General features: G+C 32.1%; 15 protein-coding genes. 3 read left to right on the forward strand and 12 right to left on the reverse strand.

The features are described from left to right. Positions 1-84 precede the first annotated feature (84 nt). The 4 genes from HMPREF3265_RS02595 to HMPREF3265_RS02610 all read right to left on the reverse strand — a co-directional run bounded on the left by HMPREF3265_RS02595 (position 85) and on the right by HMPREF3265_RS02610 (position 6,976). Positions 85-1,314, reverse strand: coding sequence for an NADP-dependent malic enzyme (locus HMPREF3265_RS02595; protein ID WP_070580886.1), 1,230 nt, complete (start codon positions 1,312-1,314; stop codon positions 85-87). 156 nt (positions 1,315-1,470) lie between these two features. Beyond that, positions 1,471-4,674, reverse strand: a complete 3,204-nt coding sequence (locus tag HMPREF3265_RS02600) for a DNA polymerase III subunit alpha (RefSeq protein WP_070860974.1) — start codon at positions 4,672-4,674, stop codon at positions 1,471-1,473. A gap of 21 nt (positions 4,675-4,695) precedes the next feature. Beyond that, a complete protein-coding gene (locus tag HMPREF3265_RS02605) occupies positions 4,696-5,634 on the reverse strand; it encodes a DHH family phosphoesterase (protein ID WP_070580890.1) in 939 nt (312 codons plus the stop codon). 37 nt (positions 5,635-5,671) lie between these two features. Further along, entirely contained in the window at positions 5,672-6,976 is a 1,305-nt protein-coding gene (locus tag HMPREF3265_RS02610; protein WP_070860975.1) for a DRTGG domain-containing protein, read from the reverse strand. A gap of 228 nt (positions 6,977-7,204) precedes the next feature. Here HMPREF3265_RS02610 and HMPREF3265_RS02615 point away from each other — a divergent pair, with 228 nt between their 5' ends. Continuing rightward, positions 7,205-7,618, forward strand: a complete 414-nt coding sequence (locus tag HMPREF3265_RS02615) for a universal stress protein (RefSeq protein WP_037551038.1) — start codon at positions 7,205-7,207, stop codon at positions 7,616-7,618. 121 nt (positions 7,619-7,739) lie between these two features. On the opposite strand, the gene HMPREF3265_RS02620 is transcribed toward HMPREF3265_RS02615, so the two are convergent. Continuing rightward, complete coding sequence (locus HMPREF3265_RS02620; RefSeq protein ID WP_070860976.1) at positions 7,740-8,429, reverse strand: metal-dependent hydrolase; 690 nt, start codon at positions 8,427-8,429, stop codon at positions 7,740-7,742. 154 nt (positions 8,430-8,583) lie between these two features. Between HMPREF3265_RS02620 and HMPREF3265_RS02625 the strand changes: the two genes are divergently transcribed. After that, entirely contained in the window at positions 8,584-9,639 is a 1,056-nt protein-coding gene (locus HMPREF3265_RS02625; protein ID WP_070860977.1) for a M24 family metallopeptidase, read from the forward strand. A 72-nt stretch (positions 9,640-9,711) separates the two neighbouring features. On the opposite strand, the gene ald is transcribed toward HMPREF3265_RS02625, so the two are convergent. Further along, the gene (gene ald, locus HMPREF3265_RS02630; RefSeq protein WP_070441199.1) at positions 9,712-10,833 is read right to left on the reverse strand and encodes an alanine dehydrogenase; all 1,122 of its coding nucleotides are present in this window, start codon (positions 10,831-10,833) and stop codon (positions 9,712-9,714) included. A 144-nt stretch (positions 10,834-10,977) separates the two neighbouring features. Here ald and HMPREF3265_RS02635 point away from each other — a divergent pair, with 144 nt between their 5' ends. Continuing rightward, complete coding sequence (locus tag HMPREF3265_RS02635) at positions 10,978-11,475, forward strand: universal stress protein (protein WP_037551041.1); 498 nt, start codon at positions 10,978-10,980, stop codon at positions 11,473-11,475. Positions 11,476-11,622: 147 nt separating this feature from the next. On the opposite strand, the gene HMPREF3265_RS02640 is transcribed toward HMPREF3265_RS02635, so the two are convergent. The 6 genes from HMPREF3265_RS02640 to HMPREF3265_RS02665 all read right to left on the reverse strand — a co-directional run bounded on the left by HMPREF3265_RS02640 (position 11,623) and on the right by HMPREF3265_RS02665 (position 17,744). Beyond that, positions 11,623-12,819 carry an acetate kinase gene (locus HMPREF3265_RS02640; RefSeq protein WP_070839210.1) on the reverse strand — a complete coding sequence of 399 codons (1,197 nt, stop codon included), beginning with the start codon at positions 12,817-12,819 and terminating at the stop codon, positions 11,623-11,625. 81 nt (positions 12,820-12,900) lie between these two features. Then, the gene (locus tag HMPREF3265_RS02645) at positions 12,901-13,848 is read right to left on the reverse strand and encodes a class I SAM-dependent methyltransferase (protein ID WP_037536841.1); all 948 of its coding nucleotides are present in this window, start codon (positions 13,846-13,848) and stop codon (positions 12,901-12,903) included. Between the two features lie 132 nt (positions 13,849-13,980). After that, positions 13,981-14,475: a thiol peroxidase gene (tpx, locus tag HMPREF3265_RS02650; RefSeq protein ID WP_053024767.1), complete on the reverse strand. Its 495-nt coding sequence runs from the start codon at positions 14,473-14,475 to the stop codon at positions 13,981-13,983. A 96-nt stretch (positions 14,476-14,571) separates the two neighbouring features. Then, complete coding sequence (locus HMPREF3265_RS02655; protein WP_070580905.1) at positions 14,572-15,342, reverse strand: sulfite exporter TauE/SafE family protein; 771 nt, start codon at positions 15,340-15,342, stop codon at positions 14,572-14,574. A 41-nt stretch (positions 15,343-15,383) separates the two neighbouring features. Beyond that, complete coding sequence (gene thiI / locus HMPREF3265_RS02660; protein ID WP_070580907.1) at positions 15,384-16,607, reverse strand: tRNA uracil 4-sulfurtransferase ThiI; 1,224 nt, start codon at positions 16,605-16,607, stop codon at positions 15,384-15,386. Next, positions 16,608-17,744 (reverse strand): cysteine desulfurase family protein, encoded by a 1,137-nt coding sequence (locus HMPREF3265_RS02665; RefSeq protein ID WP_070580909.1) that lies wholly within the window; start codon positions 17,742-17,744, stop codon positions 16,608-16,610. It lies immediately after the preceding gene. Positions 17,745-18,041: the final 297 nt, after the last annotated feature.

Genomic DNA, 18,041 nt, shown 5'->3' on the forward strand with positions numbered 1-18,041 from the left:
CAATTTAATATATGATTGAACATAAAATATGAGTTAGAAATAATACATGTCTTTGTTTTTTATTAAAATTGTTGCAATTCTAGGTTATTTCAAGTCTGTTAATTGCATTGTTTTGTCATAAACTTTTTGAGGATCCACTTCAATTCTTGCCACGCCAGTTTCCATTGCTACTTTTGCAACTTCACGTGCAACTGAAGGAGCTACCCTTTTATCGAAAGGACCAGGAATACAATAATCCGGATTCAACTCATCTTCATCTATAAGATTAGCAATAGCTTCAACCGCCGCTTTCTTCATATCTTCATTTATATGTGTTGATTCAGTGTCTAATGCACCTCTAAAAATACCTGGGAACGCAAGTACATTATTAATTTGGTTCGGAAAATCTGAACGACCTGTTCCTACAACTTTAGCGCCTGCTTCTTTAGCATCATTGGGCTTGATTTCTGGATCTGGGTTAGCCATTGCAAAGATGATTGCATCATCCGCCATTGATTTAACCATGTCTTTTGATAGTAAGTTAGCAACTGAAACACCTATAAATACATCAGCATCTTTAATTACATCTTGTAATGAACCTTCAATTTTGTCTTTGTTTGTGAATTTAGCTACATAATCCTTAGTGTCATTCATACCATAAGGTCGACCTTCAAAAATAGCACCTCTTGAATCGCACATTATCATATTTCTGACACCGTAAGAATCTAATAATTTAACAATTGCAATACCTGCTGCCCCTGCACCATTTAACACAACTTTAATTTCAGATAAATCTTTATCAACAATTCTTAGTGCATTGATTAAACCAGCCATAGTAACAATCGCTGTACCATGTTGATCATCATGGAAAACTGGAATATTAGTTTCTTTTTTAAGACGATCTTCTATTTCAAAACATCTTGGTGCTGAAATATCTTCTAGATTAATTCCTCCATAATTAGGTGAAATTAATTTAGCTGTTCTAATAATTTCTTCTGTATCTTTAGTATCTAAAGCGATAGGTACACCGTTTATACCTGCAAAACTTTTAAAAAGAACAGCTTTACCTTCCATAACAGGAATACTAGCTGGGGCACCAATATTACCTAAACCTAAAACTGCAGTGCCATCAGTAACAACAGCCACAGTATTTCTTTTAATCGTGTAATCATATACAGTTCTTGGATCTTCATGTATTTCTTTACATGGTTCTGCTACGCCTGGTGAATAGGCTAAACTTAATTCTTCTTTATTAGTAACTTTGATATTAGGTGTAATTTCCAACTTACCTTGATTTTCTTTATGCATTTGTAATGCATCATCTCTTAAAGACATTAAATCAACCCCTGTTTATTTACTAAAATATCGAAAGTTCATCAGTATAATGAATATATATTCTCTGCATTTAAAATTTTTTAAGATAAAATAAACCGATGACTTTATTTTATAAATCATCAGTTTACTATATCATAATTTTTTTATACATAAAAGTTATAAAATTCTTATATCTTTTGGATCAAAAGCCTCAACAAAGGTTTTAATTTCATTCGATGTTTTATCCATACTACCTAAATAATCAAGTTCTCCAGTTTGTTCATTATATATGTTCACTTTAATCATATGGTTGTTTTTATGATCACTAAGAATTTGTTTAATTTCATCTAAGTTATGAATGTTTCTTAAAATAATTTGAGATGCCCCATTCATTTTAGTTACTTCAAAATGTTCAACTGAATCCATTTGATTTAAAATGAGCTGCAATTGTTGTTTTCTCTTTTCAAATTTCCCCCAAACAATATACATTTCTCTCTCATTTAATTGAGTTTCATACCGTTTGAATTTATCTGGAAATAAAACTGCATCCATCGTATGTCGCCCATCATTTAGAACTAAAAATGCCATATTTTGACCATTCTTGGTCCTTATTTGTTTGATTTGATCTACTTGAACCAAAATAGGTTTGTGATTTACAACATTACTTAGTGTATAGATACCTAAATATTGCTTTTTATTAAATTGCTTTTCGACTGGATGATTAGAAACATAAAATCCCAAGTATTCCATTTCGTAACTACTAATCATTTGATCACTAAATTCATCTTTATCAGTGTAAGATTGTTTAGGTGTCAAAATATTCATTAATAAATCGTTTTGTTCTACATTTGATACTTCATCTAAAACTTGATCAATAGAACTTAATAAAGTTGAACGTGTTTTTCCAAAAGTATCAAAAGCGCCTACCAAAATTAATGATTCAAGTAATTTTCTAGTCTTTACGCGATTTGGTATTCGTCTAGTAAAATCAAAGAAATCTTTATACTTACCATTTTGATACCTTTCATCAACAATTGATTTAACGCTCTGATAACCAACACCTTTAATAGCACCTAAGGATAAATAAATATTTGATTTAGTTGCTCTATAATACCAATGGCTTTCATTAATATTAGGAGGCAAAATTTTCAATTTTTGATTTTTAGCTTCATCAATTATGGCCGCTGTTTTAGATTCATTACCAACGACATTACTTAAAATATTAGCATAAAAATAATTAGGATAGTGAACCTTCAAATATGCCATGATATATGCAATTTTTGAATAACTTACCGCATGTGCTCTAGGAAATCCATAATCAGCAAACTTTAGAATTAAATCAAATATTTGTTTACTTATCTTCTCATCATATTTATTTTTTATCGCACCTTCGACAAAATGTTGTCTTTCACTTTCTAAAACTGCTCTATTCTTTTTACTCATGGCACGACGTAGAATATCTGCTTGTCCATAATTAAAGCTAGCAAATTGACTAGCGATTTGCATAATTTGTTCTTGATAGATTATTACACCATACGTATTTTTAAGTATGGGTTCTAAATCAGGATGTACGTATTTAATTTCACTTTCGTTATGTCTTCGTGAAATATAAGTTGGAATTTCTTCCATAGGTCCTGGTCTATATAAAGACGTAACCGCAACGATATCTTCAAAATGTTCAGGCTGAAGTCGTTTTAATACTTTTCTTACACCTTCGGATTCAAGTTGGAAGATTCCAGTTGTATCTCCCCTAGATAATAACTTAAATACATCTACATCATTAAACGGTATCTCTTCAATCTCTATAGTAATATTTAAATCTTTTTTTACTTGAGTGATAATTTGATGTATGATAGATAAATTTCTTAACCCCAAAAAGTCAATCTTAAGTAGACCAATTCGCTCTGCTTCTGTCATCGTCCATTGCGTCAATAAACCAGTATCGCCCAATGTTAGTGGTGCATAATTATATAGAGGTTGATCGTTAATAATAATACCTGCTGCATGTGTTGAAGTATGTCTAGGTAAGCCTTCTAATTTCTTACTTAATTCAAACCACTTTTCATGTCGATGATTTCTATGTACAAATTGCTTAAATCGCTCATCCTCATATGCCTTATCTAAAGTTATGCCAAGTTGATGAGGTATTAACTTAGAAATCTCATTTAAAGTTTTATCATCAAATCCAATTATGCGACCAACATCTCTTGCAACGGCCCTAGCCAATAAATGTCCGAATGTGACAATACCCGAAACATGATGTTTTCCATATTTGTCTTGAACGTATTGAATGACTCTTTCCCTACGCGTGTCTTCAAAATCAATATCTATATCTGGCATTGTTACACGTTCAGGATTTAAAAAACGTTCAAATAATAGATTAAATCTAATTGGATCTATTGTAGTAATGCCTAGTAGGAAGCTAACTAATGAACCAGCTGAGGATCCCCGCCCAGGACCAACCATAACATCATGTGTTTTAGCGTAGTGAATTAAATCACTCACAATTAAAAAGTAGTCTTCAAAACCCATTTCAGTTATAACTCGATATTCATGTTCTAATCTTTTTGTATAGCGTTCATCATGATTTAATTTCATCTTCTTTAAACTTGATTGGAGTTGTGACCATAAATACTCTTTTGAGGAACTACCTGATGGTGCATCGAATTTAGGTAGTAAATTTTGATGATATTCTATGCTTGCACTACATAAATTAGCTAGTTCAAGCGTATTATTCCATACGTCTCTGTCTATATTTAATGTTTCTAATTCATTTTGATTAGGAAAATGTTCCCCAATATCTTCAATATCATTAACCAAATCTATCTTAGTATTATTTTTAATTGCTTCAAGTGCTGGAATCGTCTCAACATCTTCTTGATTTAAGTATCGTGCATTTTCAAACCAAACCACTTTTATATTATTATAAAATGCTAAGTTGCTTGAATGATTTATAAATATATTTTGATGGTTTTGAAATTGTTCAACTATAGAATAATGAGATTGATTTGCTTGCTTAAATATGATTGCAATATTTGTTGAATACTTTTTTAACCACTCAACTGATATAACGTCTTTTTGCTTCATTTTAATTGCAGAAGAGAGTTGAAATAGTGATCTTAAGCCATCATTATTTATAGCTAAAATCACAGTCTCAATTGTATACAAACCATCCGTAACGTTAACTGTCATTCCAAAAATTGGTTTAATATTGGCTTTAATACAAGCATCATAAAATTTAGGGAAGCCATATAAGACATTAGTATCAGTAATCGCTAATGTATCATAATGATTATGTTGTGCTTTTTTAACTACATCATCGATTCTCAAACTAGAATTTAATAAATCATATGCTGTATGAAGATTTAAATGAGCAACCATGAATGACTTCCTTTCTTAAATTTATAATTTCTGACGTAAAGCTTGTGCTAATTCTTCAAATTCATCCCAACTATAGACTGACACACCTGATGCATTTGGGTGGCCTCCCCCACCAAATTGATTAGCGACATCATTAATAGTGATTCCTTTAGATCGAATACGACATCTAATTTGATCTCCCTCATCTACACCAAACATCCATATTTTTAAACCGCTAATATCCGCAACTGTATTTACAAATTGAGAAGCTTCATTAGGCTGAATGTCAAACTGCTTTAAAACATCATTAGTTATTTTAATTTGACAATATTCATGTGAATCTGATAGTTCAAAATTTTGTAAAATATATCCTTGGAAAGGCATTAACTTAGGATCTTTTTCGGACATTTTATTTAATTCAACATTATGATTGAATGGATATGCCAATAATTGACTAGCAACTTCCATTGTATGGGGTGATGTATTACTAAATAAGAATCGCCCTGTGTCTCCAACAATACCTAAGTACAATACTCGAGCTACATGTTCATCAATTATACTTAGATCATTAAAATGTGCGATGAAATCAAATATAATTTCACTTGTAGAAGATGCTTCAGTATTAACAAAATTTACATCACCGTATTGATCAGTAGCAGGATGATGATCTATTTTAATTAATGACTGTCCATTTAGATATCTTTGATCATCAATACGTGGTGCATTTGCAGTATCACATACAATTACAAGTGCATCACCATATACACTGTCATCAATTTCATCTAAGTCTCCTATAAATGATAATGATGGTTCAGCTTCACCTGCAGCATAGACATTTTTTTTAGGGAATTTTCGTTCAAGATATAACTTTAATCCAAGTTGTGAGCCATAAGCATCTGGATCAGGTCTCACATGTCTATGAATAATAATTGTTTCTGCCTCTTTAACTCTTTGCATGATTTCATTAAAAATTTCTACCATTGTTATATCTCCTTAAATTAGATTTATTACTTTAAAATTAAATACTTTGTATATCCTCAAACATCTGACAAATTATCATTGCATTTGCGACTTTTTCATTACCACTTACCATCGCGACTTCCAATTTAGCAAAGTTCCTTCCAACATCGAGCATGTCATATTGAACTCTAATTGATGCTTCAATTGGCACAGTTTTAATATAGATGATATTTAAACTTTCAATCATAACATCTACCTTTTTATATTTTCGCAATTCATGCTTTATTGTTTCTTCAATAATAGCGACAAATACAGCCTTACTTAATGTGCCATATTGATTGGTTAATAACGGAGAAACCTCAACCGAAATATCACTTTGTGAAATCGTAATATGTTTCGCTATTTGATCATTAATCGTCTCACCTATTTGAGGTTGTCTGCCAATAAGTTGCATCGCTTTTAATACGTCATCTCTCGTTATTACACCTATTGCTCTTTTATTCTGAGTTACGGGTAATATCTCAATTCCTTCCCAAATCATAATGTGAGCACAACTCGCTACCGTTGTATTTAATTCAACATTGATAGGACGTTTCGTCATTACTTTAGCAATGGTATCATCCGAGTTCATTTGAATGACTTCCTTACTCGTAACTATTCCAACTAATCGCCAATCTTTATCTACGACTGGAAACCTTGAATGACCTGTAACTTTGGCACGTGATTTATAATCTTCAATACCCATTTCATCAAAAATAACCGTCATATCATTAATTGGTTTCACTATATCTTCAACTATTAAAATTTCTTTTCTAATCATTTGATTATACATTGCTCTATTAATAATATTGGCTACAAGAAATGTATCATAATTTGAAGACAGGATTGGTAATTCATGATTATTAGCATAATCAATAATTTTTTGTGTTGTTTTAAAACCTCCAGTAATAAGTACGCCACTACCTCTTTTTAGCGCTTCTAACTGAACATCAGGCCTATTACCTACGATTAACAATGTATGATGACTTAAATATTTAACCACATCTTTTAGTTCCATTGCACCTATCGCAAATTTTGAAACACTTTTTGTTAATCCATTTTTGCCACCAATGATATCTCCATCAATGATTTTTAAAATTTCTTTAAACGTAAGGTTCTCAATCTCCTCACGATTCTTTTTATCAATACGTACTGTACCTACTCTATCAATGGTAGTTACTAACCCAAGTTGTCCGGCATCTTTTATAGCTCTATATGCCGTCCCCTCAGATACTTTCATTACTTTGGCAACTTCCCTAACAGAAATTTTTTGGCCAACATTTAACGATTCTATGTATGCTATGATTTGTTCATGTTTAGTCATTGATAATACCTCTTTATAATGTACAGTGTTTTATTTATTATAACTTTTTAATCATAAAAAATCGATTTAGAAAATGTAAACCAATTAGTTTTAAAAACGCTTCATCAGTTTGATTTTTTATTAATTAATAAATCAAGTTATGTTAATTAAATCTTTAATTATTTTAATTATATACATTGGTAAAATTAAAATATTTTATATATAATTGTTTATGAGGAGGGATGACCTATGTATAAAAATATTTTATTAGGTGTAGATACTCAATTAAAAAATGAGAAAGCGTTGAAAGAAGTATCAAAATTAGCAGGTCCAGATACCGTAGTAACTATTTTAAATGCGATTGGTGAACAGGATGCACAAGCATCAATTAAAGCTGGTACGCATATTAATGAATTAACTGAAAAACGTAGTCATTTGCTAGAAAAAACACGAACTACTCTAGAAGACTACGGAATTGATTATGATCAAATCATTGTGCGTGGTAACCCTAAGGACGAATTAGTGAAACACGCTAATAGTGGTAAATATGAAATCGTCGTATTAAGTAACCGTAAAGCTGAATCTCAGAAAAAATTCGTATTAGGTAGCGTAAGTCACAAAGTAGCTAAACGTGCTACCATCCCTGTATTGATTGTAAAATAGTTAGTAAAATTCAAAAGATGCGTCAAAATATAAGCACAAAGATGATTGTTCATGTATAAATCACCTTTGTGCTTATTAATTTCATTAAATTAATCAATTACTCCATTTATATTTACATTTATTAAAATGATACAGACTCACCAGGTTCTAATATTTGTACTTCACCTTCATGCACTGCATCCTTAAATTGTTGTGGATCTTGTTCAATTAAAGGGAAAGTATTGTAATGAACTGGAACAGAAATCTTAGGTTTAACAAATTCATTAATTGCATAACTTGCATCATCAATACCCATAGTAAAGTTATCACCAATTGGAACAAAACATACATCAACAGGGTGTCTTTCAGCAATTAATTTCATATCACTAAACAATCCTGTATCACCCATGTGATAAATCGTTTTACCTTCAACTTCTAATATAAGTCCCATTGGCATGCCTAAGTAAATAGGGATACCATCTTCATGTGTGAAACTTGAACTATGGAAAGCTTGAACATATTTAACGCTACCAAAATCAAATTTAGCTTTGCCACCGATATTCATACCATGAACATCTTCTACACCGTGATAAGTACTTAAATACCCTTGTAATTCAGCAGAACCTATAACAGTTGCGTGATTACGATTTGCTAACTCAACTACATCGCCAAAGTGATCGGCATGACCATGAGTTAAAATAATATAATCTACATCTAATGTTTGTTCATTTAAATCACATTTGTCATTACCGGAAATAAATGGATCTACAATTACTTTTTTACCATTACCCTCAAAATAAATCGTTGATTGCCCATGAAAAGAAAGTTTCATAATTATAGCCTCCTATTGCTTGATTACTATAATTATACCCTAGCCATAAAAGATATAACATGAAACTAAAATAATCGCTTATCGTATTAAATAATTTTGAATTTTAAGCTGATTAGACGTAAAATTAACATAAATACTTAATGGAGATGATTGAATGAGTAAAATCGAAAAAATAACTAAACAATTACAACATGAACAAGCCGACGCTGCATGGATAACAACTCCTCTCAATGTATTCTACTTCACTGGGTATAGAAGCGAACCTCACGAGAGATTATTTGCACTATTAATTACAGCAAATGGAGATCAAACCTTATATTGTCCAAAGATGGAAGTTGAAGAAGTTAAGAATTCTCCATTTGAAGGAAAAATCATTGGTTACTTAGATACTGAGAATCCATTTGAAATTGACCCTTCATCTTTTAATAAGTTATTGATTGAAAGCGAACACTTAACAGTAAAACGTCAACGCGAGTTAACTCAAAACTTTGGTGTTCAACACTATGGCGATATTGATCAAACAATTAAAGAATTACGTAATATTAAAAATGAATCCGAAATTGAAAATATTCGCGAAGCGGCAAAGCTCGCTGACAAATGCATCGAAATTGGTACCGAATTCCTTAAAGTCGGTGTAACAGAACGTGAGGTAGTCAATCATATTGAAAATGAAATCAAAAAATTTGGTGTTAGTGAGATGAGTTTTGACACAATGGTATTATTTGGAGATCACGCTGCATCACCTCACGGAACTCCAGGAGAAAGAAAACTTGTTAAAGATGAATATGTATTATTTGATTTAGGGGTTATATATAATCATTATTGTAGCGATATGACACGTACAGTAAAATTCGGAACCCCTTCTGAAGAAGCTCAAACAATTTATAATATTGTTTTAGAAGCAGAAACCAATGCTATTGAGGCAATTAAAGCGGGCGTTCCTTTACAAGATATTGATAAAATCGCTAGAGACATTATAAATGATGCTGGATATGGTGATTATTTCCCTCACAGATTAGGACATGGCCTTGGTTTAGAAGAGCATGAATATCAAGATGTTTCAAGTACAAATTCAAACCTACTTGAAGCAGGAATGGTTATTACGATAGAACCTGGTATATATGTACCTAATGTTGCTGGCGTACGTATTGAAGATGATATTTTAGTAACTGAAAATGGTTATGAAATACTAACAAACTATGATAAATAAAAATTAAAAATCCAGTTGAGTTAATAGTAAAAAACTATGTACTCAACTGGATTATTTATATTAAATCAATTATTAATCTTCTTTTAATGCATCTTCAACAGACGTATATTCTAAACCGAACGCTTCAGCTACTCCTTTGTGAGTTACATGACCTTTGTACGTATTTAAACCTAAAGATAATGCGTGGTTAGCTTTAAATGCTTCACGGTAACCCTTACTAGCTAATAATTGCGCATAAGGTAATGTTGCATTATTTAATGCAATTGTAGATGTACGAGGTACTGCACCTGGCATATTCGCAACTGCATAGTGAACAACACCATGTTTTACATATGTTGGATCATCGTGTGTCGTAATTTTATCTGTAGTCTCAAAAATACCACCTTGGTCAATAGCAATATCAACAATCACTGAACCATCTTTCATTTGTTTAATCATATCTTCAGTTACCAAGCTAGGTGCTTTTGCACCAGGGATTAATACGGCACCAATAACTAAATCACTTTCTTTTACTGCATTTTCAATATTTAATGGGTTAGACATAATTGTGTTCACACGGCCATCAAATAAATCATCTAATTCAGCTAATCGTTTAGGGTTTACATCTAAGATTGTAACATTAGCACCTAAACCTAGTGCGATTTTAGCCGCATTTGTACCAGCTTGACCGCCACCGATGATAGATACTTTACCTTTTGGTACTCCAGGAACGCCTCCAAGTAAAATACCCATTCCACCGTTGAATTTTTGTAGGAATTGTGAGCCAACTTGAGCAGACATGCGTCCTGCAACTTCACTCATTGGTGTTAATAATGGTAATGAACGGTCAGGTAATTGAACCGTTTCATAGGCAATACCTACGACTTTATTTTCAACTAACGCTTGAGTTAATTTTTCTTCATTTGCAAGATGTAGGTATGTAAATAAGATGAGTCCTTCTTTGAAATATTTATACTCTTCTTCCAATGGTTCTTTAACTTTAATAACCATTTCTACATCCCATACAGATGACTGTTCAGATACAATGTCAGCACCTGCATCTTTGTAATCTTTATCTTCAAAGAATGAACCTAAACCAGCATCTTTCTCAACAAGTACTGTATGTCCTTGCTCAACTAATGCATGTACACCACTTGGTGACAAACCAACTCTGTTTTCGTTATTTTTTATCTCTTTTGGAATACCAATTTTCATTCCATCCACCTCCATTACTATCGTAACGCTAAACCAATGAAAGCGCAATCAGAAAAAGTACACATTATTGTTAAAATATAAAGAGTAAAAATTCTGAAATTTATGGTAATATATAAGTAAGAAAAGTTAAAGGGGGTTATTAAGATGTTAACATACAAAAACATTTTAATCGCAGTTGATGGTTCACACGAAGCTGAGTGGGCTTTCAACAAAGCAGTAGACGTAGCTAAACGTAATGACGCTAAATTAACTATAGTGAACATTATCGATTCAAGAACGTATTCTTCTTATGAAGTATATGATGCACAATTTACTGAGAAGTCTAGAAGTTTCTCTGAAGAATTGTTAAAAGGTTATCAAGAAGTTGCAACACGTGCTGGAGTTACTAACGTTGAAACTCGTTTAGAATTTGGTTCTCCTAAAGCAATTATCCCTAAAAGGTTAGCAAGTGAATTAGGTGTAGATTTAATTATGTGTGGTACTTCAGGTTTAAATGCCGTTGAAAGATTTATTGTCGGTTCTGTATCTGAAGCAATTGTACGTCACGCACCATGTGATGTATTAGTAGTACGTACAGAAGAAATCCCTGAAGATTTCCAACCTGAAGTTGCAACTCCAGAATTTAGAAAACAATATTCATAAAAGTTATATCTAACTATTCATTTACAAAGTGAGTTTAATATGGCGATAAGGTCTTTGACTTTATCGTCATTATTTATTTGTCACAATTTTATTAAAAAAGATAACATACATTGTCTAATGACAATGCATGTTATCAGTATTAATAAATTATAATTCGCCAAATTTAACTGTATCTCTAGCAATCATAACTTCTTCATTTGTTGGAATAACAATAACTTTAACTGGTGAGTGTGGGTAATTGATAAATCCTTCTTCACCACGCATTGCTTCATTTTTCTTAGGATCCCAATAGATGCCCATGAATTCTAAGCCTTCTAATACTTTAGCACGAACTGTTGAAGAGTTTTCTCCTACACCAGCTGTAAATACAATGACATCCACGCCATGCATTCTTGTAGCATAAGAACCAATATATTTATGAATTCTTGAAGCAAATACGTCTAGTGCTAATTGTGCACGTTCTTTACCTTCTTCTGCATCACTTTCAAGGTCACGTAAGTCACTTGATGTACCTGAAATACCAAGTAGACCTGATTCTTTGTTTAATACATTAAGAACTTCTTCGGCGTTTTGACCAGTCTTTTGCATAATGAAAGGAATTAATGCAGGGTCGATATTACCTGAACGTGTACCCATTGTAACACCCGCTAATGGAGTGAATCCCATTGATGTATCGATTGATTCACCACTATCGATGGCAGCAATTGATGCACCATTACCAATATGACAAGAGATAATACGTAACTCTTCAATTGGTTTATTCATGATTTCAGCAGCACGTTGTGATACATATTTGTGACTTGTACCGTGGAAACCATATTTGCGAATACCATAATCTTTATAGTATTGGTAAGGTAAGCTATATAAATATGATTGTTCTGGCATTGATTGGTGGAATGAAGTATCAAACACTGCTACATGAGGAATGTTTGGTAATAATTTTCTGAATGCACGGATACCCATTAAGTTAGCAGGGTTATGTAATGGTGCTAATTCACTTAATGACTCAATTTGTTCTTCCACTTTATCTGTAACTAATGCAGACGTTGGGAATAACTCACCACCGTGCACGACACGATGTCCTGTACCAGCAATATCATTAATGTCATCAATGATGCCATGTTGTTTGAAACTGTCTAACATGATGTTAATTGCTTCTTCATGATCCTTGATATCTTTAACATCTTTAATTTTTTCACCATTCACTTCAATTGTGAAGATTGAATCTTTAATACCGATACGTTCGATTAAACCTTTTGTTACTAGAGTTTCTTCAGGCATTCTTATTAGTTGGAATTTTAAAGAAGAACTACCCGCGTTAATCGCTAAAACTAAACTAGACATATATTATTGTCCTCCAATTTATTAATTAATATCCATATTTATTTAACCATTAATACAGCCATAATTCAAGAATATCACAGTTTATTTTTGAGGATGATTGTCTTTCATCCAAGTATTTAATTCACCAATAAATCCTTGGAATTGATTAGGATTTTTAAAATCAGGAATATTTGCTAATAACACTTCAACTGGCTTAGTCTCATTCGATTTTTTCTTTTGTAAAATCAATATTGATTTACGCGCATTTTCGTTCTTAAATAACGTCTTAGGTAAATTTAGAAATGCTTGCATTTCTGTTTCTGTAGCAATGAAATTTTCCAACTGTTTTACATTGTCATCTTCAAAAATATTACTTGGAACTACTAAAAATGCGAAACCAGATTGTTTCAAGGCAGTAATTGCTTGTTCAATTAGTAAATAGTGAGAATAGCTATGCCCTTCTTTAAAACCTAATTGCATTTCATGACTTCGTTCATCTAGAGGATAATATCCTATCGGTAAATCACCAATAACAATATCCGCTTCTTCTAATGGTAACGGCATAATTGCATCCTGAGGATAAACATCAAACGGTATCTCCAAGAAATTTGCTAAATGTACACTAACTCTTGAAAGTACCGGATCAACTTCAATAAGATGATGCATAATTGTAGTATCCTTAAGCACTTCATTAACAGATGCACTTAAATGGCCTGCACCACTAGCGATATCTACAACATGTAATTCTTCGTTGTTTTCAGTAAATTTTTGAACTAAAAATCCGAGAATTAAACCAATAGAATCGGGTGTTATTTGGTGATTGGCTTGAATCGTTTCTTCTTGCATTAAACTTAAATAAGCGAACTGAAATGCTTTTCTACGATCTTGTAATGTGGCTTGTTCCAATAATTCACGTTTATTACTATAAACATCTTCCATCGCTAATCCTAAATTCTCAATAAAACTTTGACCGTTTTGTTCATTTAAAGCTTTAGCTTTTTCATCTAATGTTTTGAAAAGCTTTTCCATGATTGTTTGTTCTTCACTCATAAACTTAATCCTCTCCATTAAAAAAGTGTCCATTCGGTTTATTTCTTAAAAATAATCAACGCTAATTTAAAGTAGCATTTCTGAAATAAATATGGACACTTTTACGTTATATCTATCTTCTAAAAATTGATATTAAATGTTGCGATATGCTTCTAATGCAGCATCAAATTTAGGGAAATCAGTACCTTCACTAACTAATTCTTTATATACAACTTTGTCATTGCTATCTAATACAAAAACAGAACGAGCTAATAATCTTAACTCTTCCATAACGACACCATATTGTTGACCAAATGATAAGTCTTTATGGTCACTTAAAGTAATAACGTTATCTAAACCATTAGATGCACACCATCTTTTTTGAGCAAATGGTAAATCTGCAGAAATCGTTAAAACAACACCGTCTTCTTGCGCCGCTTCTTCATTAAATTTACGAGTTTGTTGGTCACACACACCTGTATCAATAGAAGGTACAACGCTGATTAATTTCTTTTGACCTTTATAATTTTCTAAACTAACTTCATTTAAATCGTTATCTAATACTTTAAAGTCAGGAGCATGTTGCCCTTCTGATACTTCAGAACCAGCTAAATGAATTGGATTATTTTTAAAAGTAATTTGTGTCATGATGAAATGACCTCCTATAGTATTTATCATTATATTGCTATCATACGACAGTCGTAAAACTTAAATCAATCATTTAAAACTAAATCATATCTAATGTTAAAGTAGTTGTAAAATGTAGTCATATGTGTTTTTCAATATTAGAACTGTTGTAACGATGATAAAAAGTATCTTTACATAACCAACACCATTACTTATGGCAAATTGTGCACCTACATATGAACCAATTATCATACTTACAGCCATAATTAAGCCATACACAAAATCAACCTGACCTAAGATAATAAACAGAACTAATGCACCTAAATTAGAAGCAAAGTTTAAGACTTTCGCATTACCTGCTGCACTTAAAAAATCAAATCCAAACATAAGCAAAACAAATAACATAAAAGAGCCAGTGCCTCCACCTAAGAAACCATCATAAAAGCCAATCATTAACATTAAAGATACAAAAATGACAGCTTTACCAATTGTTAGCTTAGAAAATGTGCGCACATTTCCCCAATCTTTTTTCGTAATTGTATATATCAGTACAAGGCTCAATATAATGATAATCAAAGGCATTAAAACTTGTGCAGGCAACATAGTAGCTAAACTAGCACCGCCTGCTGCATATATAAACACAAATGGAAATAACTTAAGTACAATATTTAAATCTACTTTGCCTGAACGTATAAACTTAATTGCACTTGTAAGCGATCCAAATGAACTGGCTAATTTGTTAGTACCAAGGGCCAATGAAGGTGGCATTCCTATAGCTAATAGAGCTGGTGTTGAAATTAGGCCCCCACCACCTACTACTGCATCGATAAAAGCAGCTAAAAATCCAAATGCTATAATAATCAATATAATATTTAGCGTTATCTCCATGATGCATATCCCCTTTGTTTTTAATACTTGATTACTCTATTTTAAAATAACTCATCAATTAATGCATCAGTGTTTTGGTCTTTTTCGCTTTTATAATCTTTGTTAATCGTTAATGTTTCAATATTATCTGCTGCACGTTGAACCATTTCATCGAAGTTAAATACACTTTCATATTTAATTACTTTATCAAAATCTGGTTCAGTTACAGGATTTTTAGGAGTAAAAATAGTACAACAGTCTTCATAAGGTTGAATCGAAACATCAAATGTACCAATCTCTCGTGCTTTCTTGACAATATCTTCCTTATCAAGCGAAACAAGTGGTCTTAAAATCGGAGTAGAAGTCACATCATTAATTGCGTACATGCTCTTTAATGTTTGACTTGCCACTTGTCCTAAATTTTCACCGTTAACAATCGCATTAGCCCCAACTTTTTCTAATACAATATCCGCTACACGTAACATCATGCGACGTGTAGATGTCATTGTGTATCTAGGATGAACTACTTTATTTATTTGTTTTTGTAATTCTGTAAATGGCACTATATGCAATTTTATTGGCCCCACTCTTTCAGAGAGGATACGTGTAAGTTCAATCACTTTGTCTTTAGCTTTTTCACTAGTGAAAGGTGGACTATGGAAATGAATCGCTTCTATATAAACACCACGTTTCATAATCTCCATTCCAGCTACTGGAGAGTCTATGCCTCCTGACAACATTAAGAGTGTTTTACCGCCAGTGCCAACTGGTAAACCACCAGCACCTTCATAAATCTGTGTGAATACATACACACCATCCATTCTTACTTCAACTCTTACGTTATGATCCGGTTGTTTCACATCAACCGATATATCTTCAGTTGCTTGTAAAATCGCACCTCCAAGTTCACGTTGTAAAGCATATGTGTCCATTGGAAATGACTTATCTACACGTTTAACATCAATTTTGAATGTCTCTCCCGGTTTAAAATCTTGAGCTAAATCAACACATAATTTTTTTATTTCATCTAATTCTTGAGATGTTTTATGAACAGGACTAATAGATTTAATACCAAATATTTTAGTTAAGCGATTGATTACCTCTTGTGCATCCGCTTCTTCAGATAACGAGATATACATTCTATCTCTCTTTCCTTTAACATGGGTTCCTTCTATAGTTTGTAAAGACTTAATAACGTTATCTTTCAAAGCATTTACAAACTTTTTCCGATTTGCTCCTTTTAAAGTCAGTTCACCATATCTAACTAATAAATGATCAAACTCCATTTACTTTAACAACTCCTTAATTTCTTTGTATATTGTTCCAAATTTCACTTTAAATTGATCGATATCTTCTTGAGTAGTCATATCTCCTAAGGATAACCTAATACTTCCTTCAATTTTATTATCCGGAAGTCCCATTGACATTAAAACTTCATTTAGTTTCCCTCTTTTAGATGAGCAAGCGCTTGTAGTTGAAACCATGATATCCAATTTAGAAAATGCATTAACTAAGACCTCACCTTTCACACCTGGAAACGCAATATTTAATATTTGCGGTGCACAATCCATAGGAGAATTGATATATACCCCTCTAAACTCTTTTAAAAATTCACGTAATTCATGGTTATAATCACTTAATCGTTGATTACGTTCATTTAAACTATCCATTGCTAAAGTTATTGCTTTCACTAGTGACACATTCATTGGCAAGTTCACTGTTCCACTTCTTACGCCGTATTCTTGTCCTCCGCCATGAACAATAGGCTCTAATTTATCTTTATTGTCAATTAATAGGAGACCTTGTCCTTTAAGTCCATTAAATTTATGGCCACTAAAGCTTACACTATTAACACCTTCAAGGTTCATTGTTACCTTTCCCAAAGCTTGAACTGCATCAACATGTAAATGTGCTTTAGGATATTCTTTTAATATGTTCACTATTTCATTAATAGGTTGAATTTGTCCCATAATATTATTCACATACATACAAGAAACAAGGCCGACCTTATCATTCATCAATGAAGCTAAATGTTCAATATCAACACGGCCATCCGCATTAACATCAACATATTTTAATACAAACCCATCTTCTTCTAAGTTTCTCATAACTTCTAAGACAGATGGATGTTCTAAAACGGAAGTAATAATTTCATTTGCAAATTGCTTTTTACGATAAGCAATACCTTTTAAAGCTATATTATTCGATTCAGTGGCACCACTTGTGAAAATAACATCTGTATTTTGTCCTATAGATAACATTGAAGATATACGTTCTTTTGCTTGTAGAAGCACCTTCTCCGCTTGCAACCCCCACTTGTGAGGACTATTTGGATTGAAATAAACAGTTTCATTTACTTTATTAAATGAATCGAGTACATCTTTATGAGGCTTAGTAGTGGCTGCATTATCAAAATAGATCACTTAAAACACTCTCTTTCATTCACTATTAAATTATTTATTTACCCTTTGTAAATTTATCTTTTATAGACATATTATTCAAAAATAGATACTAAAGCATTATACTATTTTTAAATAAAAATAAAAGGCGTCGGACTCAAATTAAATGATTTTGAGTTGAAAACTTATTTAGCATTATTTATTAAGCGTTCTGAATTTGAGTCCCCCCCTTGAATTCAATAACTTTATATGAATTTAAATAAATCAAAAAAGATGAGACAAAATTCAGGCTCTATAATAAATTGGACTGATGACTAAAAA

The sequence above is a fragment of the Staphylococcus sp. HMSC62B09 genome (assembly GCF_001839115.1).
GTDB classification, from domain to species: domain Bacteria; phylum Bacillota; class Bacilli; order Staphylococcales; family Staphylococcaceae; genus Staphylococcus; species Staphylococcus haemolyticus.

Coding starts and splice junctions, on each gene's coding strand:
- HMPREF3265_RS02600 (WP_070860974.1), bottom strand. CDS start 4,674: ATGGTTGCTCATTTAAATCTTCATACAGCATATGATTTATTAAATTCT.
- tpx (WP_053024767.1), bottom strand. CDS start 14,475: ATGACACAAATTACTTTTAAAAATAATCCAATTCATTTAGCTGGTTCT.
- HMPREF3265_RS02635 (WP_037551041.1), top strand. CDS start 10,978: ATGTTAACATACAAAAACATTTTAATCGCAGTTGATGGTTCACACGAA.
- HMPREF3265_RS02610 (WP_070860975.1), bottom strand. CDS start 6,976: ATGACTAAACATGAACAAATCATAGCATACATAGAATCGTTAAATGTT.
- thiI (WP_070580907.1), bottom strand. CDS start 16,607: ATGGAGTTTGATCATTTATTAGTTAGATATGGTGAACTGACTTTAAAA.
- HMPREF3265_RS02625 (WP_070860977.1), top strand. CDS start 8,584: ATGAGTAAAATCGAAAAAATAACTAAACAATTACAACATGAACAAGCC.
- HMPREF3265_RS02640 (WP_070839210.1), bottom strand. CDS start 12,819: ATGTCTAGTTTAGTTTTAGCGATTAACGCGGGTAGTTCTTCTTTAAAA.
- HMPREF3265_RS02620 (WP_070860976.1), bottom strand. CDS start 8,429: ATGAAACTTTCTTTTCATGGGCAATCAACGATTTATTTTGAGGGTAAT.
- HMPREF3265_RS02615 (WP_037551038.1), top strand. CDS start 7,205: ATGTATAAAAATATTTTATTAGGTGTAGATACTCAATTAAAAAATGAG.
- HMPREF3265_RS02595 (WP_070580886.1), bottom strand. CDS start 1,314: ATGTCTTTAAGAGATGATGCATTACAAATGCATAAAGAAAATCAAGGT.
- HMPREF3265_RS02655 (WP_070580905.1), bottom strand. CDS start 15,342: ATGGAGATAACGCTAAATATTATATTGATTATTATAGCATTTGGATTT.
- HMPREF3265_RS02645 (WP_037536841.1), bottom strand. CDS start 13,848: ATGAGTGAAGAACAAACAATCATGGAAAAGCTTTTCAAAACATTAGAT.
- ald (WP_070441199.1), bottom strand. CDS start 10,833: ATGAAAATTGGTATTCCAAAAGAGATAAAAAATAACGAAAACAGAGTT.
- HMPREF3265_RS02605 (WP_070580890.1), bottom strand. CDS start 5,634: ATGGTAGAAATTTTTAATGAAATCATGCAAAGAGTTAAAGAGGCAGAA.